Annotated in this window: 22 protein-coding genes; 10 read left to right on the top strand and 12 right to left on the bottom strand. The window is 74.5% G+C overall.

The window, feature by feature from the left end; all coding sequences use genetic code 11:
• The first annotated feature begins 55 nt into the window (after nucleotides 1-55).
• The gene (locus tag ACSUPR_RS14440; RefSeq protein WP_436891816.1) at nucleotides 56-817 is read left to right on the top strand and encodes an SDR family NAD(P)-dependent oxidoreductase; all 762 of its coding nucleotides are present in this window, start codon (nucleotides 56-58) and stop codon (nucleotides 815-817) included.
• Nucleotides 818-860: 43 nt separating this feature from the next.
• Here the strand turns inward: ACSUPR_RS14440 and ACSUPR_RS14435 are convergent, their stop codons facing one another.
• Nucleotides 861-1,103, bottom strand: a complete 243-nt coding sequence (locus tag ACSUPR_RS14435; RefSeq protein ID WP_436891815.1) for a hypothetical protein — start codon at nucleotides 1,101-1,103, stop codon at nucleotides 861-863.
• 417 nt (nucleotides 1,104-1,520) lie between these two features.
• Between ACSUPR_RS14435 and ACSUPR_RS14430 the strand changes: the two genes are divergently transcribed.
• Entirely contained in the window at nucleotides 1,521-3,638 is a 2,118-nt protein-coding gene (locus tag ACSUPR_RS14430; RefSeq protein WP_436891813.1) for a protein kinase domain-containing protein, read from the top strand.
• Nucleotides 3,639-3,804: 166 nt separating this feature from the next.
• Here the strand turns inward: ACSUPR_RS14430 and ACSUPR_RS14425 are convergent, their stop codons facing one another.
• The 3 genes from ACSUPR_RS14425 to ACSUPR_RS14415 all read right to left on the bottom strand — a co-directional run bounded on the left by ACSUPR_RS14425 (nucleotide 3,805) and on the right by ACSUPR_RS14415 (nucleotide 6,056).
• Nucleotides 3,805-4,554 (bottom strand): SDR family NAD(P)-dependent oxidoreductase, encoded by a 750-nt coding sequence (locus ACSUPR_RS14425; protein WP_436891812.1) that lies wholly within the window; start codon nucleotides 4,552-4,554, stop codon nucleotides 3,805-3,807.
• 77 nt (nucleotides 4,555-4,631) lie between these two features.
• Nucleotides 4,632-5,207, bottom strand: coding sequence for an NADAR family protein (locus tag ACSUPR_RS14420; protein WP_436891811.1), 576 nt, complete (start codon nucleotides 5,205-5,207; stop codon nucleotides 4,632-4,634).
• 69 nt (nucleotides 5,208-5,276) lie between these two features.
• Nucleotides 5,277-6,056: a dioxygenase family protein gene (locus ACSUPR_RS14415; protein ID WP_436891810.1), complete on the bottom strand. Its 780-nt coding sequence runs from the start codon at nucleotides 6,054-6,056 to the stop codon at nucleotides 5,277-5,279.
• A gap of 72 nt (nucleotides 6,057-6,128) precedes the next feature.
• Between ACSUPR_RS14415 and ACSUPR_RS14410 the strand changes: the two genes are divergently transcribed.
• From ACSUPR_RS14410 to ACSUPR_RS14395, 4 genes are all read left to right on the top strand, one after another.
• Nucleotides 6,129-6,635 carry a MarR family winged helix-turn-helix transcriptional regulator gene (locus ACSUPR_RS14410; RefSeq protein WP_436891809.1) on the top strand — a complete coding sequence of 169 codons (507 nt, stop codon included), beginning with the start codon at nucleotides 6,129-6,131 and terminating at the stop codon, nucleotides 6,633-6,635.
• Nucleotides 6,636-6,812: 177 nt separating this feature from the next.
• Entirely contained in the window at nucleotides 6,813-7,268 is a 456-nt protein-coding gene (locus tag ACSUPR_RS14405; protein WP_436891808.1) for a DoxX family protein, read from the top strand.
• Nucleotides 7,269-7,563: 295 nt separating this feature from the next.
• The gene (locus tag ACSUPR_RS14400) at nucleotides 7,564-8,241 is read left to right on the top strand and encodes a response regulator transcription factor (protein ID WP_436891807.1); all 678 of its coding nucleotides are present in this window, start codon (nucleotides 7,564-7,566) and stop codon (nucleotides 8,239-8,241) included.
• Nucleotides 8,242-8,244: 3 nt separating this feature from the next.
• Nucleotides 8,245-9,690 carry a HAMP domain-containing sensor histidine kinase gene (locus tag ACSUPR_RS14395; protein WP_436891806.1) on the top strand — a complete coding sequence of 482 codons (1,446 nt, stop codon included), beginning with the start codon at nucleotides 8,245-8,247 and terminating at the stop codon, nucleotides 9,688-9,690.
• Between the two features lie 164 nt (nucleotides 9,691-9,854).
• Here ACSUPR_RS14395 and ACSUPR_RS14390 read toward each other — a convergent pair whose 3' ends face one another.
• Nucleotides 9,855-10,799, bottom strand: a complete 945-nt coding sequence (locus ACSUPR_RS14390; protein ID WP_436891805.1) for a TAXI family TRAP transporter solute-binding subunit — start codon at nucleotides 10,797-10,799, stop codon at nucleotides 9,855-9,857.
• 173 nt (nucleotides 10,800-10,972) lie between these two features.
• On the opposite strand from ACSUPR_RS14390, the gene ACSUPR_RS14385 reads away from it, so the two are divergent.
• Genes ACSUPR_RS14385 through atzF form a run of 3 tightly spaced genes read left to right on the top strand, consistent with a single transcriptional unit; the run spans nucleotide 10,973 to nucleotide 17,101 of the window.
• Entirely contained in the window at nucleotides 10,973-11,698 is a 726-nt protein-coding gene (locus ACSUPR_RS14385; protein ID WP_436891804.1) for a GntR family transcriptional regulator, read from the top strand.
• A 55-nt stretch (nucleotides 11,699-11,753) separates the two neighbouring features.
• Nucleotides 11,754-15,356, top strand: coding sequence for an urea carboxylase (gene uca, locus ACSUPR_RS14380; RefSeq protein ID WP_436891803.1), 3,603 nt, complete (start codon nucleotides 11,754-11,756; stop codon nucleotides 15,354-15,356).
• On the top strand, nucleotides 15,356-17,101 hold the full coding sequence (gene atzF / locus ACSUPR_RS14375; RefSeq protein ID WP_436891802.1) for an allophanate hydrolase: 1,746 nt from the start codon (nucleotides 15,356-15,358) through the stop codon (nucleotides 17,099-17,101). Before uca ends, atzF begins: the two co-directional genes overlap by 1 nt.
• Before the next feature lie 287 nt (nucleotides 17,102-17,388).
• Here atzF and ACSUPR_RS14370 read toward each other — a convergent pair whose 3' ends face one another.
• The 3 genes from ACSUPR_RS14370 to nhaA all read right to left on the bottom strand — a co-directional run bounded on the left by ACSUPR_RS14370 (nucleotide 17,389) and on the right by nhaA (nucleotide 20,746).
• A complete protein-coding gene (locus ACSUPR_RS14370; RefSeq protein WP_436891801.1) occupies nucleotides 17,389-18,789 on the bottom strand; it encodes a DEAD/DEAH box helicase in 1,401 nt (466 codons plus the stop codon).
• A 241-nt stretch (nucleotides 18,790-19,030) separates the two neighbouring features.
• The gene (locus tag ACSUPR_RS14365) at nucleotides 19,031-19,234 is read right to left on the bottom strand and encodes a cold-shock protein (RefSeq protein WP_436891800.1); all 204 of its coding nucleotides are present in this window, start codon (nucleotides 19,232-19,234) and stop codon (nucleotides 19,031-19,033) included.
• A gap of 237 nt (nucleotides 19,235-19,471) precedes the next feature.
• Nucleotides 19,472-20,746: a Na+/H+ antiporter NhaA gene (gene nhaA, locus ACSUPR_RS14360; protein WP_436891799.1), complete on the bottom strand. Its 1,275-nt coding sequence runs from the start codon at nucleotides 20,744-20,746 to the stop codon at nucleotides 19,472-19,474.
• Nucleotides 20,747-20,979: 233 nt separating this feature from the next.
• Between nhaA and ACSUPR_RS14355 the strand changes: the two genes are divergently transcribed.
• Nucleotides 20,980-21,870 (top strand): alpha/beta fold hydrolase, encoded by an 891-nt coding sequence (locus tag ACSUPR_RS14355; RefSeq protein ID WP_436891798.1) that lies wholly within the window; start codon nucleotides 20,980-20,982, stop codon nucleotides 21,868-21,870.
• A 204-nt stretch (nucleotides 21,871-22,074) separates the two neighbouring features.
• On the opposite strand, the gene ACSUPR_RS14350 is transcribed toward ACSUPR_RS14355, so the two are convergent.
• The 4 genes from ACSUPR_RS14350 to ACSUPR_RS14335 all read right to left on the bottom strand — a co-directional run bounded on the left by ACSUPR_RS14350 (nucleotide 22,075) and on the right by ACSUPR_RS14335 (nucleotide 24,848).
• On the bottom strand, nucleotides 22,075-22,992 hold the full coding sequence (locus tag ACSUPR_RS14350; RefSeq protein WP_436891797.1) for an aminoglycoside phosphotransferase family protein: 918 nt from the start codon (nucleotides 22,990-22,992) through the stop codon (nucleotides 22,075-22,077).
• Between the two features lie 64 nt (nucleotides 22,993-23,056).
• Nucleotides 23,057-23,308, bottom strand: a complete 252-nt coding sequence (locus ACSUPR_RS14345) for a DUF2795 domain-containing protein (RefSeq protein WP_436891796.1) — start codon at nucleotides 23,306-23,308, stop codon at nucleotides 23,057-23,059.
• Nucleotides 23,309-23,376: 68 nt separating this feature from the next.
• Nucleotides 23,377-24,042 carry a cysteine hydrolase family protein gene (locus ACSUPR_RS14340; RefSeq protein WP_436891795.1) on the bottom strand — a complete coding sequence of 222 codons (666 nt, stop codon included), beginning with the start codon at nucleotides 24,040-24,042 and terminating at the stop codon, nucleotides 23,377-23,379.
• Entirely contained in the window at nucleotides 24,039-24,848 is an 810-nt protein-coding gene (locus ACSUPR_RS14335; RefSeq protein ID WP_436891794.1) for an LLM class flavin-dependent oxidoreductase, read from the bottom strand. The genes ACSUPR_RS14340 and ACSUPR_RS14335 overlap by 4 nt, the downstream gene beginning before the upstream one ends.
• Between the last annotated feature and the right edge of the window lie 221 nt (nucleotides 24,849-25,069).

Here is a 25,069-nt window from a genome sequence, read left to right as displayed (position 1 = left end):
ACCACGCTGCGCAGTCCCCTTATGCCAGGCCCGGTCACGGACGCACGATGGCGGCATGAGCGAGACGAACACGAAGATCGCCCTGGTCACCGGGGCGAACAAGGGAATCGGATTCCAGACGGCGCGCCTGCTGGGCCTGGAGGGCATGACGGTGCTGGTGGGCTCCCGGGACGCGGGCCGCGGGGCCGAGGCCGCCCGCACACTGGAGAAGGAGGGGATCGACGCGCACCCCCTGGAGATCGACGTCACCGACGCGGCGGGCGTCGCGGCGGCCGCCGAGCGGGTGGAGCGCGGGTACGGGCGGCTCGACGTGCTCGTCAACAACGCGGGTGCGGCCCTGGGGTGGGGCGCTGCGGGGGAGACCGACCTCGCCGCCTTCCGCGAGGTACTGGAGGTGAACCTGCTGGGCCCCGTGGCGGTGACCGACGCCTTCCTGGGCCTGCTGCGCCGCGCCCCCGCGCCCCGGGTGGTCAACGTGTCCAGCGAGATCGGCTCCATCGGCACGCTGACCGATCCAGAGAGCCCCTTCCACGGGATGAACGCCGGCGTCCCCTACCCCGCCTCCAAGGCGGCCCTGAACATGGCGACGGTCCTGTACGCCAAGGCGCTCGCCGGCACCGGGGCCAAGGTCAACGCCGCCAACCCCGGCTACTGCGCCACCGACCTCAACGGGCACTCCGGAACGCGCACCGCCGAACAGGGCGCGCGGGTGGCCCTGCACCTGGCGACCCTGCCCGATGACGGTCCCACGGGCGTGCTCTGGGGGCACCTGGCGGGTGCGCCGGACCCGGACGCCCACGGGGTGCTCCCCTGGTAGGACCGGTGGACCCCCGGGGCCCGGCACCCCGGGCCCCGCCGGGTCACCAGGCCCGGACGCCGCCGATCGGTGCGGGCAGGCGCTCGTTCAGCCAGGTCCAGGTGCCGTCGTTCTCGGTGAAGCGGCGCTGTACGCGCGCCACGTCGGTCAGCGGGTTCGCGAACACCTCGCGCCAGTCTCCGGCGGCGCGCTCCTCCAGGTAGAGGCTCCGGGCGTCGGTGCGCATGCGCACCGCCTGCACCGTGTGGGAGGAGCCGTCGCTCAATTGAATGCGGTAATAGGCCATCGGAATTCCCCGATTGTGGTTCGTCCTCGTCGAAAAGGAAGAACGGTGCTTCCCGGGAAACGGCGCGTCGTCCGCCGTGTCGGTGATCGGTCTCCCGGGCCGGCGGGACGTGCGCGCCGCACACCCTGCGGCTGCGGCATGTGCGTACCGGGGCCGGGGCGCTTCCGGGGAACGGGACCAGGGTGCCGGGGGCACCGTGCTGTCCGCTTTTCGGACTCTACTCCTCAATGATCCGGGCCGGGGACGGAAAACGGACAAGGAGGTGGTGAAATCCCCATGATCTCCAGGTGATCCTTTTCTCGATATCGGACTTAAGGGTGCATTGCCTCCGATCGGGGCGAACGAGTCGGGGATGATGCGCGTCCAACGGAGCGGACCCGGCCCGCCCGGCGCGGGCCACGCGAACCGAGGACACCCATGCACCATCCGGCACCCGATCTCACACCCCTGCGGGAGTCCGACCCCCGTGTGATCCCCCCGTTCACCGTGCACGGCAGGCTCGGTGCCGGGGGCATGGGGGTGGTCTACGGTGCGACCGGGCCCGACGGCCGGTGGGCGGCGATCAAGGTCGTCCGCGACGAGTACGCCGGAGAGCCCGAGTTCCGGGCCCGCTTCGCCGCCGAGGTCGAGCTGATGCTGCGGGTGCGGGCGCTGTGCGTCGCGCCCGTCCTGGCACACGACGCCCGGGCCGAGCACCCCTGGTACGCGACCGCCTACCTGCCCGGGCCCACCCTGGCACGGCGGGTGCGCGTCGGCGGCCCCCTGCCGGCCGGGCAGGCCCGGGTGGTGGCCGCGGGCATCGCCGAGGCGGTCGCCGCCATCCACGCGGCCGGGGTCGTCCACCGCGACCTCAAACCCGCCAACGTCATCCTGGCCCCCGACGGGCCCAAGGTGCTGGACTTCGGGATCGCCCGCGCCGCCGACCTGACCTCGCACACCCGCACCGGCGGGCTGATCGGCTCGCCCGCGTGGATGAGCCCCGAGCGCTACCGCGGCGACAGCGGGCCCGAGGCCGACGTGTTCGCCTGGGGCGCTGTGACCGCCTACACCGCCACCGGCCGCTCCCCGTTCGGGGAGGGCGGCGCGGAGACCCTGATGTACCGCATCCTCAACGAGGAGCCCGACCTGGCGGGGCTGCCCGGCGAGCTGGCGGACCCGGTGCGCCTGGCCCTGTCCAAGGATCCCGCGGAACGCCCCCGGGCGGCGGAGCTGGTGCACGCCGTGGCCGGGACTTCGGGGGAGGTGGACGACACGACGGTCGTCACCGGGCTCATCCGCGCCCACTGGGACCAGGGCGACACCGCGCCCGGGGGCCCGCCCACGGGCGCCCCGGCAGGAGCGGCCCCGGCCTCCCCGGCGGGGCACGGCCCACCGCCCGGGGGCGCCGCGGGCGGCTGGGGTCCGCCTCCGGCCGTACCCCCGGCGCCCGGGACCCGCCGGAAGCGGAGGGTGTGGCCCCTGGCCCTGGGCGCCGGGGCGGTCGCGGTGACCCTCGTCGGCGGGGTCGGCCTGGCGGCCTCCCTGCTCGACGGCGGAGGGGAGCCGGGCGGCGGCGGGCCCGACGAGGGCTTCGCCGACCCGCCCGTGCCGTCGGCCGCGGACCCCTCCACGCTGAGCGGCGTGCTGACGGGCAGCGGCTCCACCTTCCTCGGCGCCCCCGTCGACGCCTGGGCACAGGGCTATCTGGAGATGCAGCCCGGGGTGGAGGTCTCCTATGACCCGAACGGCTCCGGGGCGGGGGTCGACGAGTTCATCGCCGGGGGGACCGACTTCGGCTCCTCGGAGGCCCCCCTCACCGAGGAGCAGCGGGAGGAGGCCGAGGCGGCCCGCGGCTGCCCGGTGGTGCAGTTCCCCGTGGTGACCGGGGCCGTGGCCGTCGTGCACAACCTCGGAGAGGACGTGCGGCCGATGCTGGACCGGGAGTCCCTGGCGGCCGTCTACCAGGGAGAGGTCACCGACGTGCACGGGCTGTTCGGGCCCGGCTACGGCCTGGAGAACGTGGACCTCGTACCGGTCCGCCACGACGAGGAGGCCTCGACGGCCCGGGTCTTCGAGGACTACCTCGCCGGGGCGCCCGCCTGGTCCGGGAGCTGGGCCGACTCCGTACGGGTCGGCTCGGGCGACGAGGGGGTGCACGGGATCGTGTCCGCCACCCCCGGCGCGATCGGGTTCGTCAACGCCTCCTACGCCGAGCTCCACGGGCTCCCGGCCGCGAGCCTCACGGGCGAGGGCACGGAGGACATCGAGCTGAACGAGGAGACCACCCGCGCCGCCGCCGAGCAGATCGACCTGTCCGGGGACGACTTCTCGCTGACCGGACGGGTGACGGGCGGGGCCTATCCGATCATGCGCGTCAACCACGTGTTCGCCTACGAGTGCGGCTACGAGTCCGGGACCGCGGCCGCCCTGCGCGACTTCTGGACGTACGCGCTGGGGGAGGAGGGCGCGGCCCTCGCCGCCGGGGTGGGCTACACCCCCCTGCCCCCGGCCGTCGCGGACGGGGTGGCGGAGCGGATCGCCCTCATCGGTACCTGACCGGGCCGGTCCCCGGCGGGCCGGACCCGGAGGCGGCACCCCGCCGGTCCCGCCCGGGGACGGCCGGGCGGCACCGGCCGGGCGGCCCCGGGCCGGCGGCGGTGCCGTCACGGGGCCGCCGGCACGTCCGTCCGCACCGTGACGGTGCGGACGGACGGCGGCCGGCTCAGGCGTTGATGCCCCCGTCCACCGGGAGCACCGCCCCCGTGATGAACCGGCCCTCCGGCCCGGCCAGGTGCGCGACGGTCCCGGCGATCTCCTCGGGCCGGGCGAACCGGCCCAGCGGCACCAGGGAGCGGATGCCGTCCGCGTTCGGCCCGTCCGCCGGGTTGGTGCCGGTGTCGGTGGGGCCCGGGTCGACCTGGGCGACCGTGATGCCGCGCGGGCCCAGGTCGCGGGCCAGCCCGCGGGTCATCCCGGCCAGCGCCGACTTGCTCAGGGTGTACAGGGTGAGGCCGCCGAAGGGCACCCGGGTCGCCACGTTGCTGCCCACGGTGATGATCCGGCCGCCCCCGTCCATGTGCCGGGCCGCCGCACGGGCGGCCAGGAAGGGGGCCCGCACGTTGACCGCCAGCACCCGGTCGACCTCCTCGACGGTGTGGCCGTCGAAGGGTCCCACGGGGAAGACCGCGGCGTTGTTGACCAGTACGTCCAGCCGTCCGAACGCGGCGGCCGCCCGGTCGACCGCCTCGGTGACCGCGTCGGGGTCCGCGGCGTCGGCCCGCAGGGCCAGCCCGCGCCGTCCGTACTCCTCGACCGCGGCGACGACCTTCGCGGCCGCGTCCCCGTCCCGCTCGTAGGTGAGGGCGACGTCGAAGCCCGCCCCGGCCAGCCGGACGGCGACCGCTGCTCCGATGCCCCGGCCGCCGCCGGTGACGAGGGCGGCCTCGGCGGTGTGATCCATGTTCTCGCTCATGGGAACGATCCTGGCCGTTCTCCGGCCGGGAGTCCGGCGGGATTCGGACCGGTCATTCCGGGCGGCCCGGCTCCCGCTCAACCCCCGGGGCGGTCCTCCGCGGCCAGCCGGGCACGGGCCTCCATCAGGGCGAAACCCAGCAGGTTGTGGCCCCGCCACAGGGCCGGGTTCTCGGCATGGTCGTGGGAGGCGGACATCCCGATGCCCCAGACGCGGTCCCGGGGGCTGGCCTCCACCAGCACCCGCGTCCCGGTGCCGAGCAGGAACCCCCGCAGGTCGGCGTGCTGCCCGAACTTGGCCGCGCTGCCGTCCACCACGATGCCGAACCGGGCCGCCTCCCAGGCCTCCTGGTCGAACCCGCGCACCTTGCGGCCGAGCTCCTTGGCCTCGCGCGGGTGCCCGCAGGCCACGATCCTCTCCAGCGCCTCGTCATCGCCGAAGAGCCGGGCCTTGCCCGCCATCATGTAATGCTCGGCGGTGCGGTAGCCCACCCCGTCCACGGTGAAGTACGCGGGCCACCACTGCGACAGGCAGCTCGCCGACACCTCGCCGGACGGGTGCGGCTGATGACCCCAGAAGTGCAGGTACTTGATCCGGCCCGGGCACTTGAGCAGGTCCGCGACGGAGCGCGCGTTCTCGGGGGAGCTCGACATGGTGACGAGTCTCCCGGAGGGCGCCGACACTCCGCCAGGCGTTTTCGGCGCCCCTGCCGGCCGGGCCCCTCACTCGAACTGGAAGGAGCGCTTGGCCAGCCCGTGCCAGAACCCGTCCACGGCCGACTCCGAGCGCCGGTGGTCCTCCAGGCCCGCGCCCAGGGCGACGAACAGCGGCGCGAAGTGGTCGCTGCGCGGGTGGGCGATCGCGGCGGCCGGCGCCTTGTTCCCGAAGTCCAGCAGGGCGTCGACGTCGTGGTCGGCCACCGCCCGCCGCACCCAGTCGTCGAACTCCACCGACCAGGCCGGGGCCGCACCGTGCGCGCTGCGGGACATCTCGCGCAGGTTGTGGGTGGTGAAGCCGCTGCCGACGATGAGCACGCCCTCGTCCCGCAGCGGTGCCAGGCGCCTGCCCAGTTCCAGCAGTTCCACCGGGTCCAGGGACGGCATGGACACCTGGAGCACCGGGATGTCGGCTCCGGGGTACATCTCCTTCAGAGGGACGTAGGCGCCGTGGTCCAGCCCCCGGGCGGGGTCCTGGTGGACCGGTCCGCCGACCAGGCCGCGGACCTTCCCGGCGAGCTCGGGAGCTCCGGGAGCCGCGTACGTGACGTCGTAGTAGCGTTGCGGGAAGCCCCAGAAGTCATAGGTGAGGGGCACCCCGTCGGTGGTCGCGCCGAGGGTGAGCGGGGCGTCCTCCCAATGCGCGGAGACCACCAGGATCGCGGTGGGGCGGGCGATGCGGCCGGACCAGTCGGCCAGTTGGCGGGTCCATTCGGTGTCGTCGGCGAGCGGGGGCGCGCCGTGGCTGAGATAGAGGGTCGGCATGCGCGCCGCGGTCGTTTCCATGGCGTCCTCCGGTGGTGGTGTCGGCTGACGACATGAACAAGGTTGAAGGTTCAAGTATTCCGGGGGTGGGCCGTGGCCGAGACCAGGTGGCTGGACGACGAGCAGCAGCGGACCTGGCGGACCTTCCTGGCCGCCGTCCACCTCCTCGACGCCTCGCTGGACCGCCAGCTGCGGCAGGACTCCGGTCTCCCGCACACCTACTACCAGGCACTGGTGATGCTGTCCGAGGCCCCCGGCCGGTCACTGACCATGACCGAGCTGGCCCGCCTGCTGCGCTCCTCGCCCAGCCGCCTGTCGCACGCCGCGGCGAAGCTGGAGGACGACGGCCTCATCCACCGCTTCCGCCGCCCCGGCGACCGGCGCACCACGATCGTGGAGCTCACCGCGGAGGGCGCCCGGGTGGTGGCGCGGGCCGCCCCGGGCCACGTGGCCGAGGTCCGCCGGGTCCTGTTCGACGTGCTCCGGCCCGAGCAGGTCGGCCAGCTGCGCGCCATCGCCGAGGCGATGCTCGGCGCCCTGGACCCCGAGGGGGCCGAACCGCGGTACACCGACCCCGGAGGGGCCCGGGGCCGGAACTGAGCCGCGTTCTGTTCGGAGTTCTTATCAGGGACTATCCGAAAGTCGGCGTTCTTTTGGAAACAGCACCCTATGTGTCGGGCCGATTGCGGGTTACCATCCGGCCACCCGGTGAAAACCGTGGTCCCAACGGTGCGACGCGGTACGCCGGGCGACCCGCTCACAGAACACGGAGTTCCCATGACCCCAGCACCGCACCAGAGAACCGTCGTCCCGGCCGCGGCCGCGGACACCGCCCTCCTCGTCGGCCGGATCGCCGTCGGCGTCGTCTTCATCGCCCACGGCCTCCCCAAGGCCGCCGACCCGGAGGGCACCGCACAGGGCTTCGCCTCCCTGGGCGTCCCCTTCCCGACCTTCAACGCCCTGCTGGGGGCGGCCATCGAGATCGGCGGTGGCCTGGCGCTCATCATCGGCCTCGCCCTGCCGCTGGCGGGGCTGGCCCTGGCGTTCATGATGGCCAACGCCTACTACTTCGCCCACCTGGGAGACCCCCTGGTCGGCGGTTACGAGTTCCTCCTCGTCCTGGGCGCGTCCTCGCTCGCCCTGGGCTTCGCGGGGGGACGCTACTCCCTTGACAGCCTCATGCCCTGGGGCCGTCGCGGGCGATCCCGTGCCGCCGGAACGGTCACAGCCTGACCGAAGGTCGACCGGGACGCGCTCCCGGTGACCGGGCCGTCCGTGGCCGGAGACGGACGGCTCGGGTTCGCGCACACCACGGTGTTCCTTGTGCACTTCTGCACCATAGGGAACACTTTTCTCATTTTCGGGGACCTGTGCGGGCCCATTCCGCCACTCTGCGGCACCAAGACATCGGTGGAGGGAAACCTCCAGGTGGAAATGGAGTGGAAGCGCGGATCCGCCGGTTCCGAAGCCGACCGAACCCCTCGGGCGGGACAGCGGTCGGCCCCGGTGCGTCCGGCCGCTGCCTAACATGCTGGACATGCGCATTCTCGTGGTGGAGGACGACGACCGGGTGGCCCGCGGACTGGTGACGGCGCTGCGGTCGGCCTCCTTCGACGTCCAGCGGGTCGCCACCGCGGAGCGGGCGCTGGCCGCGCCGCCCGCCGACGTGGTCCTGCTCGACCTGGGGCTGCCCGACGCGGACGGGATCGACCTGCTGCGGCGGCTGCGGGAGCGCCCGCAGACGGCCATCATCGCCGTCACCGCCCGCGCGGAGGAACGCGACCGGGTGCGCGGGCTGCGCGCCGGGGCCGACGACTACGTCGTCAAGCCCTTCGGGGTCGCCGAGCTGCTGGCCCGCATCGACGCGGTGCTGCGGCGCACCCGCAGCGCCCGCGCCGAGGCCGAGCCCGAGGAGCCCCCGGTCACCGTCGGAGCCCTCACCCTCGACGCCGCCTCGCGGACGGCCGCCGTCGGCGGCGAACCCGTGAGGCTGGCCCGCAAGGAGTTCGACCTGCTGCTGTTGCTGGCCTCCCGGTCGCCCGCGGTGGTGCCCCGCGACCAGATCCTCGACCAGGTGTGGGGGGCCGCCTGGGAGACGTCCTCGCGCACCCTCGACACCCACATCGCCTCGCTGCGCGCCAAGGTGGGCGGTGCGGTGCGCATCCGCACCGCGCGCGGGGTCGGCTACCTGCTCGACGAGGCCTGAGCCGTGCTGCGGCGGCTGCTCCTCGTCCTGGTCCCGGCCGTGTTCGTCCTGGTGGCGGCTGTGCTCGTTCCGCTGGGCACACTCGTGGCGGGGCAGCGCACCCAGGAGATGTACGTGGACCGGCTCGGCGACGCCGGAAGGTTCGCCGCCCTGGCCCGCACCGCGCTCGACACCGGACGGGTGGACCCGCTGACCCGGGAGATGGAGCGCTACGAGGAGCTGTACGGGATCCCCACCGTCGTGGTGGCCCCGGACGGGGAGGTCGTCACCGGGTCGGGTGACCGCGCCCGGATGCGGGAGCTGCTCGACGCCACCACCGCGACCGCGCCCGCGGTCACCGCGGCGATGGCGGGGGAGCGGCCCGCACCGCCGGCCACGGTCTGGCCGTGGAGCGACGAGCCCCTGGTGGTGGCCGAGCCGATCGGCCGGGACAGCGAGGTGACGGGAGCGGTCGCGGTGGTGTCGCCCACCGACCGGCTGGGGGCGGAGATCCTCGGCTCCTGGGCGCTGCTGGCGCTGTTCAGCGTCCTGCCGCTGACCCTGCTGGTGTCGGCCGCGGTGCCGCTGTCCCGGTGGGTGCTGCGGCCCATCCACCGGCTGGACGCGGCCACCACCGCCGTCGCCTCCGGTGACCTGGAGGTGCACGTGGACGCCGCGGGCGGACCGCCGGAGCTGCGCAGGCTCACCGACTCCTTCAACACGATGGTGGACGTGGTGCGCCGGGCCCTGGACCGCCAGCGCGCGTTCGTCTCGGAGGCCTCCCACCAGCTGCGCAACCCGCTGGCGAGCCTGCGGCTGGCGGTGGAGAACCTGGCGCCGTACCTGGAGTCGGAGGAGGCGCGGGAGGCGCACGCGGTCGCGGTCGACGAGACGGCGTTCATGCACCGGATGCTGAACTCGCTGCTGGCCGCCACCCGGCTGGAGAGCGTCACCGGCACCGAGCCGGTGGAGGTCGCCGAGGTGCTGCGCAGCCGCGAGGCGCGCTGGCGGGCGCTGGGGGAGGGGCGGGGGATCGCCGTGGAGACGGACGTTCCGGCGGGCCTGTGGGCGCTGGCCCCGGCAGGCGGGCTGGGCAGCATCCTGGACGAGCTGGTCAGCAACGCCCTGCGGCTGTCCGGCGGGACCCGGGTGGTCCTGCGGGCCGAGCCGGGGGACCCGGTGCGCGTCCGGGTCCTCGACGACGGGGAGGGGCTGCCGGAGGCGGAGCGCGCCCCGGCGCTGGAGCGGTTCTGGCGCTCCCCGCGCCACCAGAACACCGAGGGAACCGGGCTGGGCCTGGCCATCGCGGCCGACCTGATGAGGGAGGCGGGCGGCCGCCTGGTCCTGGGGGCGGGCCTGCCCGGCACGGGCCGGCGCGGCTTCGGCGTCACCCTCGAACTCCCCGCCACCCCCGCCCCCGGACCCGGACGCCCCGAGGGCCCCGAGGGTCCCGGGGAGCCGGCGGCCTAGGAGGGCGAGGGCTGTTCTCCGGAGGCCGGTCCGCTCCGTGGGGCCGCTGTGCCTCCCCGAACCCGTTCCCGCCCTCCGAGGGCGCCGAACCGGGCGGGGGCCGCGGCCGTCGGGCCGTCCGTTGAGGGCGGTGGCGGACGACGGGCGGGCCGGAGCGGAGGAGCCTAGGAGGGCTTGTTCTCCCGGTACCATCGCACGGCGCCGGGGTGCAGCGGGACCACCCCGGTGGAGATCCCGGTGCGCACGTTGATCTGGGCGGCCTCGGGCCGCTGGGCGGCCAGCCGGGACGCACCCCGGTACACCGTGTCGGTCACCTCGAACACCAGCCCGTCGGGCAGGTCCGTACGGCACAGCAGCAGGTTGGGCGTGGACAGGGTGGGACAGGCGGGGACCCCGTGGTAGGTGGTCGCGGGGATGGTCGCCTGGAAGTACGACTCGGGGTGGGCGTCGGCCATGGTGCCGGCGGCCTCGGACAGGTCGATGAGGCGGACGTCCCGCTCCCGGGCCAGGCCGGCGATGGCGGGGGTGGGCAGACCGGTCAGGGAGAACATGGCGTCGATCTCCCCGTCGGCCAGGGCCCGGGCGGAGGAGGCCTGGTCCATCAGGACGGTGTCGGCGGACAGTCCGGCCTCGCGCAGGAGCTGCCGGGCGGTGAACTCCGTCCCCGAGTCCTCGGAGCCCACCGACACCCGCAGCCCGGCCAGGTCGGCCAGGGCCCGGACCGGTGACCCGTCGGGCACCACCAGGTGGACGAAGCTGTCGTAGAGGCGGCCGACCGCGCTGAGCGTCCCGCCCTCGGCGATCTCGGCCTCGTGGGTGAGCGTGGAGTCCAGGCTCGACAGCCCCAGGTGCGCGTTGCCGTCCTCCAGCAGGTACAGGTTGTCGTGCGAGGCGTTGGTGTCGACCGTGGTCACCTCGGTGGCGGGCAGCCGCTCCCGGACCAGGACGGCGATCTCGGCCCCGATCTCCCGGAAGACGGCGCCGGGCGGGCCGGTGGCGATGACGAGCTCGGGCACGTGCGCGCCGGACCCGCGCGCGCACCCGGCGAGCACGGCACCCGCGGCCGCGCCCAGCGCCCCCAGCAGCACACTTCTGCGGTCCGGTCCCATGACAGCAGGGTAGGCGGCGCCCGCGCGGGTCGCGTCCCGAGCAACGGGGCGTCCGGTGCGGGCCCGGTCCCCGGCCGCCGCGCCGGGCGCCGAAACATGCCGAAACACGGGGAAACCGAGGCTTCACCGGCGGACAGGCCCGCCGAAACACGCGGTTCCTAGCGTCCGGGTCCATGGACACACCGCTGTATACACGCCCGGGCGGACCCGCGGGCGACACGGCCGGCTCCCGCCGGGACCGGGTCTACGCCCTGCTGAGGGAGGAGGTCCTCAGCGGCCGCGTCGCCCCGCACACCCGGCTGGGCGAGGTGCGCCTGGCCGAGCGCTTCGGCGTCTCGCGCACACCGGTCCGCGAGGCCCTGGCCCGGCTGCACTCCGACGGACTGGTCGAACGGCACGAGAACGGCTTCCGCATCACCGTCCCCGACCTCGCCGAACTGCGCGACCTCTACGAACTGCGGGTCACCCTCGAACTGCGCGGAATCGCCCGCGCCATCGAGGACCCCGGCATCCGGCACGACCCGGAGATCCTCAGGGCCCAGCTCGAGCGCTGGGAGGCCCTGGCGGCCGAGCCGCCCGCCCCGGACGCCTCGTTCGTGCTGCTGGACGAGGACTTCCACACCGACCTGTCCCGGGCCTCCGGCAACCGCGCCCTCACCGAAGCCCTGGTCTCGGTCAACCGGCGCATCCGCCGGGTGCGCATGTACGACTTCCTCACCCGGGACCGGATCTCCTCCACCATCGCCGAACACCTCGCCATCGTGGGCCACCTGGTCCGCGACGAGCCGGATGCCGCCCACCGCGCCCTGCACGAGCACGTGGGGGCCTCCATGGAGGTCGTTCTGGAGCGCGCCCGGCGCGCCCTGACACAGATGGCCCTGCACTCCGACGCAGCCTGACCTCCCCCGAGGTCCCCCCGACCGGCCCACCGAACCCGGACCAAGGAGAGCCAGCGTGTTCGACTCCGTGCTCGTCGCCAACCGAGGCGAGATCGCCTGCCGCATCATCCGCTCCGCCCGCGCCCTGGGGCTGCGCACCGTCGCCGTGTACTCCGACGCGGACGCCGGCGCCGAGCACACCCGGACGGCCGACGAGGCGGTCCGCCTGGGGTCGGCCCCGGCCGCCCGGAGCTACCTGGACGCCGGACGCGTCCTGGAGGCCGCCGCCGACACCGGGGCCGGGGCGATCCACCCCGGCTACGGCTTCCTGTCCGAGAGCGCCGGCTTCGCCCGCGCGGTGGAGGAGGCGGGCCTGGTCTTCGTCGGCCCGTCCCCCCTCCACCTGGAGCAGTTCGGAGACAAGCACACCGCCCGCAAGGCCGCCGCCGCGGCGGGGCTGCCCATGGTCGCGGGCAGCGACACCCTGCCCGACGCCGACACCGCGGCGGCCGCCGCCGAGCGGGTCGGCTACCCGGTCATCCTCAAGGCCACCTCCGGGGGCGGCGGCATCGGCCTGCGGCCCTGCGCGGACGAGGCCGAACTGCGCGCCGCGTTCGAGCAGGTGGGACGGATGGCCCGCACCCACTTCGGCGGAGGAGGGGTGTTCCTGGAGCGCTTCGTCCCCCGGGCCCGGCACATCGAGGTCCAGGTGTTCGGCGACGGGCACGGCCGCGTCGTCACCCTGGGGGACCGCGACTGCACCCTCCAGCGCCGCAACCAGAAGGTCGTGGAGGAGGCCCCCGCTCCCGGCCTGCCCGACGGCGTCCGCGCCGAGCTGCACCGCACCGCCCGCGCGCTGTGCGCGGGGGTGTCCTACCGCAGTGCGGGGACCGTGGAGTTCGTCTACGACGTCGACCGCGGCGAGGCGTCCTTCCTGGAGGTCAACACCCGGCTCCAGGTCGAGCACCCGATCACCGAGGAGGTCACCGGCGTCGACCTGGTGGCGTGGATGCTGCGCCAGGCGCGGGGCGAGGACGTGCTCGCCGGCGTCCCGCCGGAGGGCCCGGCGCGCACCGGCCACGCCGTCGAGGCCCGCGTGTACGCCGAGGACCCCGCCCACGACTTCCGCCCCAGCGCCGGCCTGCTCACCCGGGTGGAGTTCCCCGGGGATGTCCGCGTGGACGGCTGGGCCGCCACCGGGCGGCGGGTGACCAGCGACTACGACCCGCTGCTCGCCAAGGTCATCGTGCACGGGAAGGACCGGGGGCAGGCCTGGGACAGGCTGGCCGCGGCCCTGGCCGATACCCGCGTGGACGGGCTCCAGACCAACCTCGGGCTGCTGCGCGCCCTGGCCGCGCACCCGGACGTGCGCGCCGTGGACCACACCACCTCCACCTGCGCCGGGGTGGGCGACCCCGAGCCCCGCATCGGGGTGGAGCGCGCCGGGACCCTCACCACCGTCCAGGACTTCCCCGGCCGCACCGGCTACTGGCAGGTGGGCGTGCCGCCGTCGGGCGCCATGGACGACCTGGCGCTGCGCCTGGGGAACCGCGCCCTGGGCAATCCGGAGGGCGCGCCGGGCCTGGAGTGCACCATCGAGGGGCCCGCCCTGCGGTTCTCGCACGACACCACCGTGTGCGTCACCGGCGCCCCCGCCGAGGTCACCGTGGACGGCGCCCCGGTCGCCGGCTGGGAGCCGGTGCGGGTCCCGGCCGGCGGACTGCTCGACGTGGGACCGGCCCGCGGCCCGGGCATGCGCACCTACGTGCTGGTCCGCGGCGGCCTGGACGTGCCCGAGTACCTGGGCAGCACCTCCACGTTCACCACCGGCGGCTACGGCGGGCACAGCGGCCGCGCCCTACGGCCGGGCGACGTGCTGCGGGCCGCCCCGGTCCCGGCGGACGCCCCCGAGCCCGCGCCCGTTCCCGAGGAGGAGCGGCCCGTCCTGCCCGCGCTCGTCGACGGCGGTGCGCACTGGGACATCGAGGTGTCCGAGGGACCGCACGCGGCCCCCGAGTTCCTCACCCGGGAGGGTATGGAGGCGTTCTACGCCACCGCCTGGAGGGTCCACCCCCAGTCGGCGCGCAACGGCGTGCGCCTGTCCGGCCCCAAGCAGGGCTGGGCGCGGCTGGACGGCGGGGAGGCGGGGCTGCACCCCTCCAACGTGCACGACACCGCCTACTCCGTCGGCGCCGTCAACCTGTCCGGCGACACCCCGGTGCTGCTCGGCCCGGACGGCCCCAGCCTGGGCGGGTTCGTCTGCCCGGTCACCGTGGTCTCCGGCTCCCGCTGGAAGACCGGCCAGCTCCGGCCCGGCGACACCGTCCGGTTCCACCCGGTCACCGAGGCCGCGGCCGAACGCCTGCACACCGAGCCCGCCGCGGCCCCGCTGCTGCGCGGCGCCACCGACGGCGACGACGGCGTCCTGGCCCGCCTCCCCGCCGGGCAGGACTCCCCCGAGGTCGTCTACCGGCGCGGCGGCCACGACAACATCCTCGTCGAGTACGGGCCGATGGCCCTCGACCTGGGACTGCGCATGCGCGTCCACGCCCTGATGACCGCCCTGGAGGAGGCCGGGACCGACGGGATCGTCGACATCACCCCCGGCGTCCGCTCCCTGCACCTGCACACCGACCCCGAGCGCCTGCCGCTGCGCACCCTGCTGGGACTGCTGCAGGAGGTCGAACGGGAGCTGCCGCCCGCCGCCGACCTGCGGGTGCCCAGCCGTACGGTCAGACTGCCGCTGTCCTTCGACGACCCGTCCATCCACGAGGCCGTCGCCCGCTACGGCACCGCCGTGCGCGACGACGCCCCCTGGAACCCCGACAACATCGAGTTCATCCGCCGCATCAACGGCCTGGACTCGGTCGACCGGGTCCGCGACATCGTCTTCGACGCCTCCTACCTGGTGCTGGGCCTGGGAGACGTCTACCTGGGCGCGCCCGCCGCCACCCCGCTGGACCCCCGCCACCGGCTGGTCACCACCAAGTACAACCCGGCCCGCACGTGGACCCCCGAGGCCGGCGTCGGCATCGGCGGCGCCTACCTGTGCGTGTACGGGATGGAGAGCCCCGGCGGCTACCAGCTCATCGGCCGCACCGTCCCCATCTGGTCGGGACTGGAGCAGTACGGCCCGTTCGAACCGGGGGTGCCGTGGCTGCTGCGGTTCTTCGACCGGATCAGCTGGTATCCGGTCGGCCACGGGGAACTGCTCGACCTGCGGGCGGACCTGCTCGCCGGGAACCGTGAGATCACGATCGAGGACGGGGAGTTCGCCCTCGCCGACCACGAGCGCTTCCTGGCCGACAACTCCGACTCCATCGCCGCCTTCCGCGCACGCCAGGCCGCCGCGTTCGAGGCCGAGCGCCTGGCCTGGGAGGCCGCCGGGGAGTTCGCCGACCGCCCCGAACCCGAACCCGTCGCCCCCGGCGTCCCGGAGCCGCCGCCGGGCGCCGCCCTGGTGGAGGCCCCGCTGGCCGCCTCCGTGTGGAAGGTGGACGTCCGCCCGGGCGACACCGTGGAAGAGGGGCAGCCGATCGTCCGCCTGGAAGCGATGAAGCTGGAGGTCGTGGTGCGGGCCCCCCGGGCGGGAACGATCTCCGAGATCCTCGTCACCCCGGGCCGGCACCTCGAACCGGGGAGCGCCCTGGCCGTCATCACGCAAGGAGAGCCCGCCTGATGCCCCACCCCACCGACCGCGTCCGCGCCGCCTACCGGCGGATCGCCGAGGCCGACCGCCCCGAGGTCTGGATCACCCTGCGCCCCGAGCACGAGGTGCGGGACGACGCCGGACTCCTGGAGGAGCGGCTGGCCGCGGGGGAGGACCTCCCCCTGGCCGGCCTGCTCCTGGCGGTCAAGGACAACATCGACGTGGCGGGGCTGCCCACCACGGCGGCCCACCCGGCGTTCGCGTACACACCGGACGAGAGCGCCCCCGCCGTGCGGCGGCTGGTCGAGGCCGGAGCCCTGGTCCTGGGCAAGACCAACCTCGACCAGTTCGCCACCGGGCTCGTGGGCACCCGCAGTCCCTACGGGGCGGTCCGCGGCGCCGCCGACCCGGAGCGGATTCCGGGCGGTTCCAGCTCGGGCTCGGCGGTGGCGGTCGCCCTGGGGATCGCGGACGTCGCCCTGGGCACCGACACCGCCGGATCGGGAAGGGTGCCCGCCGCCCTCAACGGCATCGTCGGGATCAAGCCCACCCTGGGCCTGGTCCCGGCCTCGGGAGTGGTCCCGGCGGCCCGGCCCTACGACTGCGTCACCGTGTTCGCCCGCGACCTGGGCACCGCCCGGAGCGCGCTGTCGGTGATGTCCGTCCCACCCGCCGCCCACCACCCCCGGCGGACGGCCTCCGGCAGCGGGGCTCCCCGGGACGAGGACCCCTACTCCCGCCCCGTGCCCGCCGACGTGCGTTTGGCCCCGCGCGGCGCGGGCCGGGTGGCGGTGCCTTCCCCGGGCGGTCTGGAACCGCTGCCGCAGGAGGAGAGGGAGGCCTTCGCGGCTGCCGTGGAGGCCCTGGAGAAGACCGGGGCGCAGACCGCCGAGGTGGACGTCGCCCCGCTGCTGGAGGCGGCCCGGCTGCTCTACGACGGCGCACTCGTCGCCGAGAGGTACGCGGCCGTCGGGGACTTCCTCAGGGCGCACCCGGAGGGCGCCGACCCCACGGTTTCGGGCATCATCCTGGCCGCGGAGGACATCCCCGCCCACCGGCTGGCCGCCGACCAGCAGCGCCTGGCCGCCTACCGGGCCGCGGCGCGGGGCATCCTCAACGGGTTCGACGCCCTGATGCTCCCGACCACCGTCGGGCACCCCACCCTGGCGGAGGTCGCCGCGGACCCGGTGGGGGTGAACTCGCGGCTGGGCACCTACACCAACTTCGTCAACCTGCTGGACCTGGCGGCGGTCGCGGTCCCGGCCGGGGAGGCCGGGGGCCGCCCGTTCGGGGTCAGCCTCGTCACCGGGGCGTTCCAGGACCAGGTGGCCCTGGACCTGGCGGGTGCGCTCACCGGGCAGGAACCGGGGGAGCTGCACCCGGACGCCGGGGTGGAGCTGGCGGTGTTCGGCGCCCACCTGCGCGGGCAGCCGCTGCACCACCAGCTCACCGAGCCGGGCGCCCGGTTCGTGGGAACCGCGCGGACCGCCCCGGAGTACCGGATGGTCGCCCTGCCCACCACCCCGCCCAAGCCGGGCCTGCAGCGGGTCGCCTCCGGCGGCGCCTCGCTGGCCTGCGAGGTGTGGAAGCTGTCCCCGGCCGCACTGGGCGCCTTCCTGGCGGCACTGCCCGCACCGATGTCCCTGGGCGCGGTCACCCTCTCCGACGGGCGGACCGTGGTCGGATTCGGCTGCGAGGCAGTCGCGGCCGAGGGCGCGCGGGACATCAGCGGGCATGGCGGCTGGCTCGCCTACCTGGAGGCGCAGCCGGAGTGAGGAGGGCCGCGGAGGAGTGTGCGGCGTGGTGCCGCCGGCGGTCCCGGAGGTCTGGGCGGGCCTCGGCGGCCGGTTCGCTCGTCCAAAGGCGCGGTTGGGCCGAGGAAGACCGTGGAGGAGTGTGCGGCGTGGTGCCGCCGGTGGTCACGGCGGCCGGGGCCGGCCCCTCCCCGGGTACCGGGGAAGGCCTACGGGGACCCCCGGCCCTTCCCCGCGTTTCCCCGACTCCCACCCGGGAAAGCGGAACGGGCCCCGCGACAAGTCGCGGGGCCCGCTCGGATCCCGGGTCAGCGGCGCGGCCGCCGCCGCCCGCGCGGCGCCTGGTCGCGGCGCCGCTCCTGGGGCGCGGAGGACCGCACCGTGACCGGCACGCCCGAGGGCTCGCGGGCCCCGGTCACCTCGGTCAGCTCCAGGGCGCCGACGCCCCCGCCCAGGCTGCGCGGCTCGATCCGGGCCCGGCTCATCAGCCGGGTCATGTCGCGGCGCTGGCCGGGCAGCACGAGCGTGACCACGTTGCCGGACTCCCCGGCCCGGGCGGTGCGCCCGCCCCGGTGCAGGTAGTCCTTGTGGTCGGTGGGCGGGTCGATGTTGACCACCAGGTCCAGCCCGTCCACGTGGATGCCGCGGGCCGCCACGTTGGTCGCGATCAGCGCCGTGACGTCGCCCCGCTTGAACTGGTCGAGGGTGCGCGTCCGCTGCGGCTGGCTGCGGCCGCCGTGCAGCGGCGCGGCCAGCACCCCGTTGGCCAGCAGGTGCTCGGCCATCCGGTCCACCGCGCGCTTGGTGTCGAGGAACATGATCACCCGGCCCTCGCGCGCGGCGATCCTGGTCGCGACGTCCTTCTTCTCCATGGGCGACACGTGCACCACGTGGTGCTCCATGGTGGAGACGGCGCCCTCGGACAGGTCCACCGAGTGGACCACCGGGTCGTGCAGGAAACGGCGGACCAGGGTGTCGACGTTGCGGTCCAGGGTGGCGGAGAACAGCATGCGCCGCCCGTCGGCCGGGACCTCCTGGAGGATCGCGGTGACCTGCGGCATGAAGCCCATGTCGGTCATCTGGTCGGCCTCGTCCAGGACGGCGGACTCCACCTTGTCCAGGACGCAGTCGCCGCGCTCCATCAGGTCGCGCAGCCGCCCCGGGGTGGCCACGACGAGGTGGACGCCCTGGCGCAGGGCGCGCGCCTGTCGGTGGATGGGCATGCCGCCCACGACGGTGACCGTGCGCACCCCCACCGAACGCGAGTAGGGCTCCAGGGAGTCGGCGACCTGCTGGGCCAGCTCCCGGGTCGGGGCCAGGACCACGGCCAGGGGGCGCCGGGGCTCGGCGGTGCGCCCGTCGAGACCGGCGAGCAGGGCCAGGCCGAAGGCCAGGGTCTTGCCGGAACCGGTCCGGCTGCGGCCCAGCACGTCGCGGCCGGCCAGGGAGTTGGGCAGGGTCGCCGCCTGGATCTCGGACGGCGTGGTCAGGCCCTGGCGGGCCAGGGTCCGCTTCAGCGACGCGGGCATGTCCAGCGCCTCGAAGGATTCCGCTGGCGGGAGCGCCGGGGTGACGGTGACGGGGAGCGCGAACTCCCCGGAGGGGCTGCCGCCGCCGCTGCGGGGGCGGGAGGCGGTGTGGGGACGCTGCCGGCCGTACCCACGGGAGGGGCGGCTGCGGCTCGTACCGGTGCGGTACGGATGACTCATGCGGGGCCTTTCGCCGACGGCGTTCGCCGGGCGGGAGGCCTTGCGGCCTCGCAGGGGGAAACCGGGTACGCCGGATGAATGAAACCTGTGCGCGCTCGTCCGGGGAATTCCGGGGCGCGGAGGAGGCCGGTCGGAGAACGATGTCCGAAGAATCGGCGGAGAAAAAGAAGAACGACGGAGTCCGGCGCCCGTAGGGCGGACCCCGCCGCAGGCGGGGAGCTCGCGCTCCCCGGGGATCAGGCTAGATCAGGGTGATGTTCTCGGCCTGGGGGCCCTTGGCCCCGGCAACGGCGTCGAACTGCACGGCCTGGCCCTCGGCCAGCTCACGGTAGCCCGTGGACTGGATGTTCGAGTAGTGGGCGAAGACGTCGGGGCCGCCGCCGTCCTGCTCGATGAAGCCGAAGCCCTTTTCGCTGTTGAACCACTTGACAGTACCGGTGGCCATAGGGGCACCTCTCGTTCGAAGAATGAAGAAAACCGCAGATGACGATTTTCCCGTCACCGCGGTGATCTCCCGACGAGAAGTCAATCCATCGGGCTCACGACTGCAACTTCTTAGAACCTAGCACACGAAGATTCTGCTGTCCCGGTAATTCGATGTGTCGCATGGCACCGGGACATGTGGTATCGAAACCGCAGAAAATGTGTTGGGGCCCGGGGTTCCCCCCCGGGCCCCGCCGCGTCAGGTCGGGCCCGTGCCCTCCTTGGCGGCCAACTCCCGCATCAGGCCCCTGTAGTGGCGCGACCGCGCCCCCAGGATGCCCGCCGCCAGCAGGGTGGCGATGAGCGAGGCCGCCAGCACACCGGTCTTGGCGTGCGCCAGGTGCTCGGGCGAGTTCGCGAAGGACAGCTCACTGATGAGCAGCGACACCGTGAACCCGATGCCGGCCAGCTGGGACATGCCGACGATGTCGATCCACTTCAGGCTCGGGTTCAGCTCGGCCCGGGTCACCTTGGTGGTGATCCAGGACCCGCCCGCGATGCCGATTGCCTTGCCGGCGACCAGCCCCAGGATGATGCCGAGGGAGGCCGAGTCGGTGATGACCGCGCCCAGCCCGTCGATGACCACACCGGCGGAGAAGAACGCGAAGATCGGCAGGGCCAGGCCCGCCGACCAGGGGCGCAGCAGCTGCTCCACACCGTGGCTCGGGTCGTGAGCCTCCCCGGGCAGGGCCTTGGTGCGCATCAGCAGGCCCATCGCCACACCGGCGATGGTGGCGTGCACGCCGCTCTCGTGCATCAGCACCCAGATCAGCACCGCCAGCGGCACGTACACGATCCAGTTGGGCAGCCGCGAGGCGTTGAGCCTGGCGGCCAGGCCCCTGCCGCGCTGGAGGTACCCGAAGAGCGCCAGGCCGACCGCGGCGGCGGCCAGCATGAGCAGGTCGATGCCGGAGGTGTAGAACACCGCGATGACGATGATCGCGCCCAGGTCGTCGACGATCGCGAGGGTCAGCAGGAAGGTCCGCAGCGCGGGGGGCAGGTGGCGCCCCACGACCGCCAGGATGGCCACCGCGAACGCGATGTCGGTGGCCATCGGGATCCCCCAGCCCTGGACGGTGTCCGGCGAGGAGAAGTTGAGCGCGGCGTAGATCGCGGCGGGCACGACCATGCCGCAGACCGCGGCGATGATCGGGAGCATGGCGCGGCGCGGGTTGCGCAGCTCGCCGTTCACGAACTCCTGCTTGAGCTCGTTGCCCACGACGAAGAAGAAGACGGCGAGCAGCGCGTCGGCGGCCCAGGTCTCCAGCGAGAGGTTCAGGTGCAGGGACTCGGGACCCACGGTCACCGAGCGGAGGTTCTCGTAGACCTCGCCGAAGGGCGAGTTGATCCAGAGGATCGCGACCAGCGCCGCACCGATCAGGAGGAAGCCCCCGACGGTGTCGCTGCGCAGTGCTTCGGCGAGTCGTGCGAGGGGCCCTCGGGATGTGGAGTGTGCCAGCGGGTCGATGCTCATAGGCGACTTTCTGGAGACGGCTGTCGGACCGCCGACCAGTCTTCCCGGCACACCTAGGACTTGCGAGCGACACCTCCGGGCACCCCGGAGAAGATGTGAAAGTCCAGAACAGAGCATATACGTCCGTTTTTCATGCTGAACAGTCGGGGGAGTCCGCTAGGCTTGTCCGCCGGTGTGCCGGGAAGACTGGTCGGCGGTGGCATAACCCTCATCCGGAAACGAGCAGGTGCCCGATGCCCGACCCACACCTCCACGGTACGCACGTCTACCGCTCCGACACCGGCGCCCGCGAGGTCCGGAACTGGTGCGAGGAGCGGATCGCCTCATGGCCCGCGCTCACCCCGCTGCCCCCGCTGCGCACCGCGCTGGGCACCACCCGCGCCTTCACCGCGCCGGGTGGGGACGCTCCTCCGGTGATCTTCCTCAGCGGCACCAACTTCAACTCCGCCACCTCGGTGGACCTGGCACGGAGCCTCGCCCGCGACCGGACGGTCACCCTGGTCGACCTGCCCGGGCAGCCCGGGCTCAGCGAGGGGCTGCGCCCCCGCTCCGGTCGGGCCGCCGCCTACGGTGCCTGGCTCGACGAGGTCCTGCCGCTGCTCACCGGCCGCCCGGCGACCGTGCTCGCCCACTCGCTGGGGGCCGCCGTGGCCCTGGCCGCCAAACCCTCCGAGCTGGTCCGGGCCGTCGTGATGGTCGGGCCGGCGGGACTGTCCGCGGCGTCGGTGAACTCGGACCTGATGCGGGTCACCCTGCCGTGGATGATCGGGCCGCGCGACGACAAGAGCACCCGCCTGCTCGACTACATGAGCGGCCCGGCGCACACCTCGAAGGCGCGGGGGCTGCCGGTGCACCCGCTGGCGCCGTGGATGACCCTGGTCGGGCGGTACTGCCGGACCAGCCTGGCCCCGGGCCCGCTGCCCATGGAGTGCCTGCGGCCCTGGGAGGACACCCCGGTGGTCGTGGCCACCGGTTCGGACGACGCGTTCTACTCGCCCGCCCGCCTGCACGGACCGGCCCGGCGGCTCCTGGGCGCGGAGGTCGCCGTCCTGGAGGGGGCCGGGCACCTGGCGCCCTACGAGCAGCCCGAGCGGGTCGCCGAGCTGGTGCGCTCCCTGGACTGACCGCGCCGCTCCCGCCCCCGGCGGCGCGCCGGCCGTGCCGCCCGGGACGGCCGCGGCCGTGCCGACGGGCGGGGGTCCGCCGTTCCGGACGACCGCGACCGAGCGCACCACCGCGCCCAGGCTGCGCGGGCCGTGTGGGCCGCCCCGGGCCCGTGCACGGACCCGTCGAGGGCGTCCGGCAGAGACCTGCGGGCCCGTCCGGGTTCAGTCGTGCTCCGCCTCCGCGGTGTTCCCGTCGAGGGCGATCCGGTCCAGGGTGCGGTTCCCGATCCCGGCCAGCAGGGGGGAGTCGTCCGAGTGGGTGGCCAGCAGTACCCCGAAGAGCAGCGCCCAGGCGCGGGCACGCTCCCACACGTACGGGTCGACGACGCCCGCCGCGTCCACGCGGGCGCGGAACGCGGACCGCTCCGCGGGGCCGAACAGCATCCAGGCGAGGGCCAGGTCGGTGGCGGGGTCCCCGGAGGTCAGGTCGCCGAAGTCGAGGACCGCGGACAGGCGCGACCCGTCACCGGACACCAGGATGTTCGCGGGGTGCAGGTCGCCGTGCAGCCACAGCGGCGGTCCGGACCAGGCGGGCGCGGCGACCGCACGGTCCCAGAGAGCAGCCAGCAGGTCCCGGTACGGCAGGTCCGGAGCGGCCCCCAGACGCTCGCGGAACCCGGCGTCGCGGTCGGCCAGGGGCACACCGCGGAACGGGTTGGCGGGGGCGTCGGCGGGCGCGGGGACGTGCAGGCGGACGGCGAACTCCGCCAGCGGGGCGGCGAGCCCGCCCCGGTCGGCGTCGGGGACGTCGGCGGCGAGGCGCCCCTCGAACCAGGGGACGACCGACCAGTACCAGGGGTAACCGCGTCCGGGGACGCCGACGCGCACCGGCGCGGGCACCGGCGTCCGCAGGCGGGAGGCGATCCCGCCGAGCCACCGCTGCTCGTTGCGGGTGAGCGCGGCGGCCCGCTCCCGGCGGGGCAGGCGCACGGCCAGGGAGCCGCCCAGCCGCAGGAGGGTGTTGTCCCAGCCGCCGCCGGCGGGGGTGAGGGGCAGGTGGGCCAGGTCCGGGTGCTGTTCCGCGAGGAGGGACCGGACCAGTGCGGGGGTGATGTCCACCTCGGCCTGGGGAATGTGCATCCCCCCATCCTGCGCCATGCACGGGAGCGGCCGGGAACCCGCCGACGGGTCCCCGGCCCCGGTGTCAGCGCTGCGGCCGCTCCCGGGAGCGGGCGGACTCGGTGTGCGAGTCCGGTTCGTCCTCGGGCAGCGGCACCGCCCGCAGGACCTCCTCCGCCTCGTAGAAGTCCGCGGGGGGCATCGCCCGCAGCGCGCTCAGAACCTCCTCGTCTCCGCCCGCCTCCAGGGCGGCGGCGACGATGCGGTCCCGGTCCGCCGGAAAGTCGATGCCCTCCAGGATGCGGCGCAGGCCCGCCAGACCGCGTTCGACCCCCATGGCCCCTCCCCCGTGCGCCGCGGGCCCCTCCCGCGGCGCACGGGGCGACTACCCGGCGGCCGGGAGCGTCAACCCCCGTCCGACCACAGCCCGGTGACGGCGTCGACCGTCGCGACCACCGCGGCGTGCCGGGCCAGCCCCGCCAGCGCCGCGTCCTGCCGCTCCTGCTCGTAGGTGCCGGTGGCGTCCGCCGCCACCACCACCCGGAACCCGTGCTGGAAGGCGTCCCGGGCGGTGGCGTCCACGCAGCAGTCCGTGGTGAGTCCGCACACCACCAGCCAGGAGACGTCCGACGCGTAGAGCAGGCGGGCCAGGTCGGTGCCGTGGAACGCCGAGTAGCGGCGCTTGGTCACCACCTCCTCGCCCTCGCGCGGGTGCGCTCCGAACCACTCCGGGCCCGGTGTGCCCACCAGGCACGGCTCCTTGGCGGCCGCCTCCCCGGGCGTGAGGTCCGCCAGCCCGCGCAGCCACCGCGAGGCGTCCCAGGGCTCGTCCGGGTCCTGCTCCAGCCGGGTCCACAGCACGGGCACCCCCGCAGCGCGGGCCCGGTCGACCAGCAGCCGGGTCCGGGCCAGCGCTGCGTCGACCCGTGCCCGGGCGCCCGGGTCCAGCCAGGGCAGCCGCTCCGGATCGCCGAAGTCCCGCTGCGGGTCCACGACGAGGACGGCCGCCTCCCCGGGCGGCCCGGGCAGGGGGCGGGGGTGCCCCGCGGTGTCGAGGAGGGGGCCGGTCACCGCTCCTCCTTCACCCCGGCCGGGCGCAGCAGCGGCATCACCCGCTTCCCGAAGTCCGCCAGGTCGGCGTGGTAGTCGGGGAAGATCAGCATCAGGCCGTCCAGTTCCGCGAACTCGACGACCTCCCGGATGCGCTCCGCCACGGTCTGCGGGGACCCGGTGACGAACGGCGTCTGGAACGCCTCGTCCTCGGGCCGCTCCGCGGTCAGCGACAGCGCCCGGTCCGGCGGCAGCCCCCACGACACCTTCATGTTGACGAGCGCCTCCACGTCCGCGCCGCGTCCGTACTCCAGCCGGCGGGCCTCGGCCTCCTCGTCGGTGTCGGCCAGGACGACCGTCAGCATCGAGTAGGTGCGGATGCTCCGCCCCCGCTTCTCCGCTCGCAGCTTGACGTCGCGGCAGGCGTCCCGCAGGCCCGGGAGGTCCTGGGCGGTGAGGAAGGACCCGTCGCAGTGCCGGGCCTGGAAGTCCAGCCCGGCCTCGGAGCGGCCCGCGGCGATCAGCGTCGGCCGGGTCCCGGGGTGCGGCAGCGACCGGCAGTCGTCCAGGCGGAAGTACTCGCCGTCGTGGTCCACCGACCGCTCCGTCCACAGCCGCTCCAGTACCGAGGCCCATTCCTCGGTCCACCGGTAGCGGTCGGCGTGGGACAGGCTCTCGTCCCACAGCCCCATCTGGGAGAACTCCTTGGCGTAGGCGCCCACGACGATGTTCATCCCGGCGCGGCCGCCCGCGATGTCCTGGAGGGTGGTGAACATCTTCGCGGCGATCGCCGGGTGGAACAGGTTGGTGTGGACGGTCGCCCACACCTTGACCCGCTCGGTGGCCTCGCCAGGCCCGCCATCATGGTGACGGACTCCAGGGTCCGGCCCCAGTGGTCGGTGGTGCCGTCGTAGCCGCGCCACTTTCCCATGGACATGATGAAGTCCAGGCCGTACTGCTCGGCAAGGACCGCGGCCCGGCGGTTGTAGGCGTAGGTCGCCTCCGGGTGCGGTGCCGTTTCGGAGACGATCCACCCGCCGCTGCCGAT

The organism is Nocardiopsis dassonvillei (assembly GCF_964273065.1).
Lineage (GTDB): Bacteria > Actinomycetota > Actinomycetes > Streptosporangiales > Streptosporangiaceae > Nocardiopsis > Nocardiopsis dassonvillei_B.
The sequence above is the reverse complement of the archived record's forward strand: the minus strand, read 5'-3'. Positions and strand labels throughout refer to the sequence as shown.

Bases quoted from the DNA above. Each gene is read 5' to 3' on its own strand.
- ACSUPR_RS14440 (WP_436891816.1), top strand. From the start codon at position 56: ATGAGCGAGACGAACACGAAGATCGCCCTGGTCACCGGGGCGAACAAG.
- ACSUPR_RS14435 (WP_436891815.1), bottom strand. From the start codon at position 1,103: ATGGCCTATTACCGCATTCAATTGAGCGACGGCTCCTCCCACACGGTG.
- ACSUPR_RS14430 (WP_436891813.1), top strand. From the start codon at position 1,521: ATGCACCATCCGGCACCCGATCTCACACCCCTGCGGGAGTCCGACCCC.
- ACSUPR_RS14425 (WP_436891812.1), bottom strand. From the start codon at position 4,554: ATGAGCGAGAACATGGATCACACCGCCGAGGCCGCCCTCGTCACCGGC.
- ACSUPR_RS14420 (WP_436891811.1), bottom strand. From the start codon at position 5,207: ATGTCGAGCTCCCCCGAGAACGCGCGCTCCGTCGCGGACCTGCTCAAG.
- ACSUPR_RS14415 (WP_436891810.1), bottom strand. From the start codon at position 6,056: ATGGAAACGACCGCGGCGCGCATGCCGACCCTCTATCTCAGCCACGGC.
- ACSUPR_RS14405 (WP_436891808.1), top strand. From the start codon at position 6,813: ATGACCCCAGCACCGCACCAGAGAACCGTCGTCCCGGCCGCGGCCGCG.
- ACSUPR_RS14400 (WP_436891807.1), top strand. From the start codon at position 7,564: ATGCTGGACATGCGCATTCTCGTGGTGGAGGACGACGACCGGGTGGCC.
- ACSUPR_RS14390 (WP_436891805.1), bottom strand. From the start codon at position 10,799: ATGGGACCGGACCGCAGAAGTGTGCTGCTGGGGGCGCTGGGCGCGGCC.
- ACSUPR_RS14385 (WP_436891804.1), top strand. From the start codon at position 10,973: ATGGACACACCGCTGTATACACGCCCGGGCGGACCCGCGGGCGACACG.
- atzF (WP_436891802.1), top strand. From the start codon at position 15,356: ATGCCCCACCCCACCGACCGCGTCCGCGCCGCCTACCGGCGGATCGCC.
- ACSUPR_RS14370 (WP_436891801.1), bottom strand. From the start codon at position 18,789: ATGAGTCATCCGTACCGCACCGGTACGAGCCGCAGCCGCCCCTCCCGT.
- ACSUPR_RS14365 (WP_436891800.1), bottom strand. From the start codon at position 19,234: ATGGCCACCGGTACTGTCAAGTGGTTCAACAGCGAAAAGGGCTTCGGC.
- nhaA (WP_436891799.1), bottom strand. From the start codon at position 20,746: ATGAGCATCGACCCGCTGGCACACTCCACATCCCGAGGGCCCCTCGCA.
- ACSUPR_RS14355 (WP_436891798.1), top strand. From the start codon at position 20,980: ATGCCCGACCCACACCTCCACGGTACGCACGTCTACCGCTCCGACACC.
- ACSUPR_RS14350 (WP_436891797.1), bottom strand. From the start codon at position 22,992: ATGCACATTCCCCAGGCCGAGGTGGACATCACCCCCGCACTGGTCCGG.
- ACSUPR_RS14345 (WP_436891796.1), bottom strand. From the start codon at position 23,308: ATGGGGGTCGAACGCGGTCTGGCGGGCCTGCGCCGCATCCTGGAGGGC.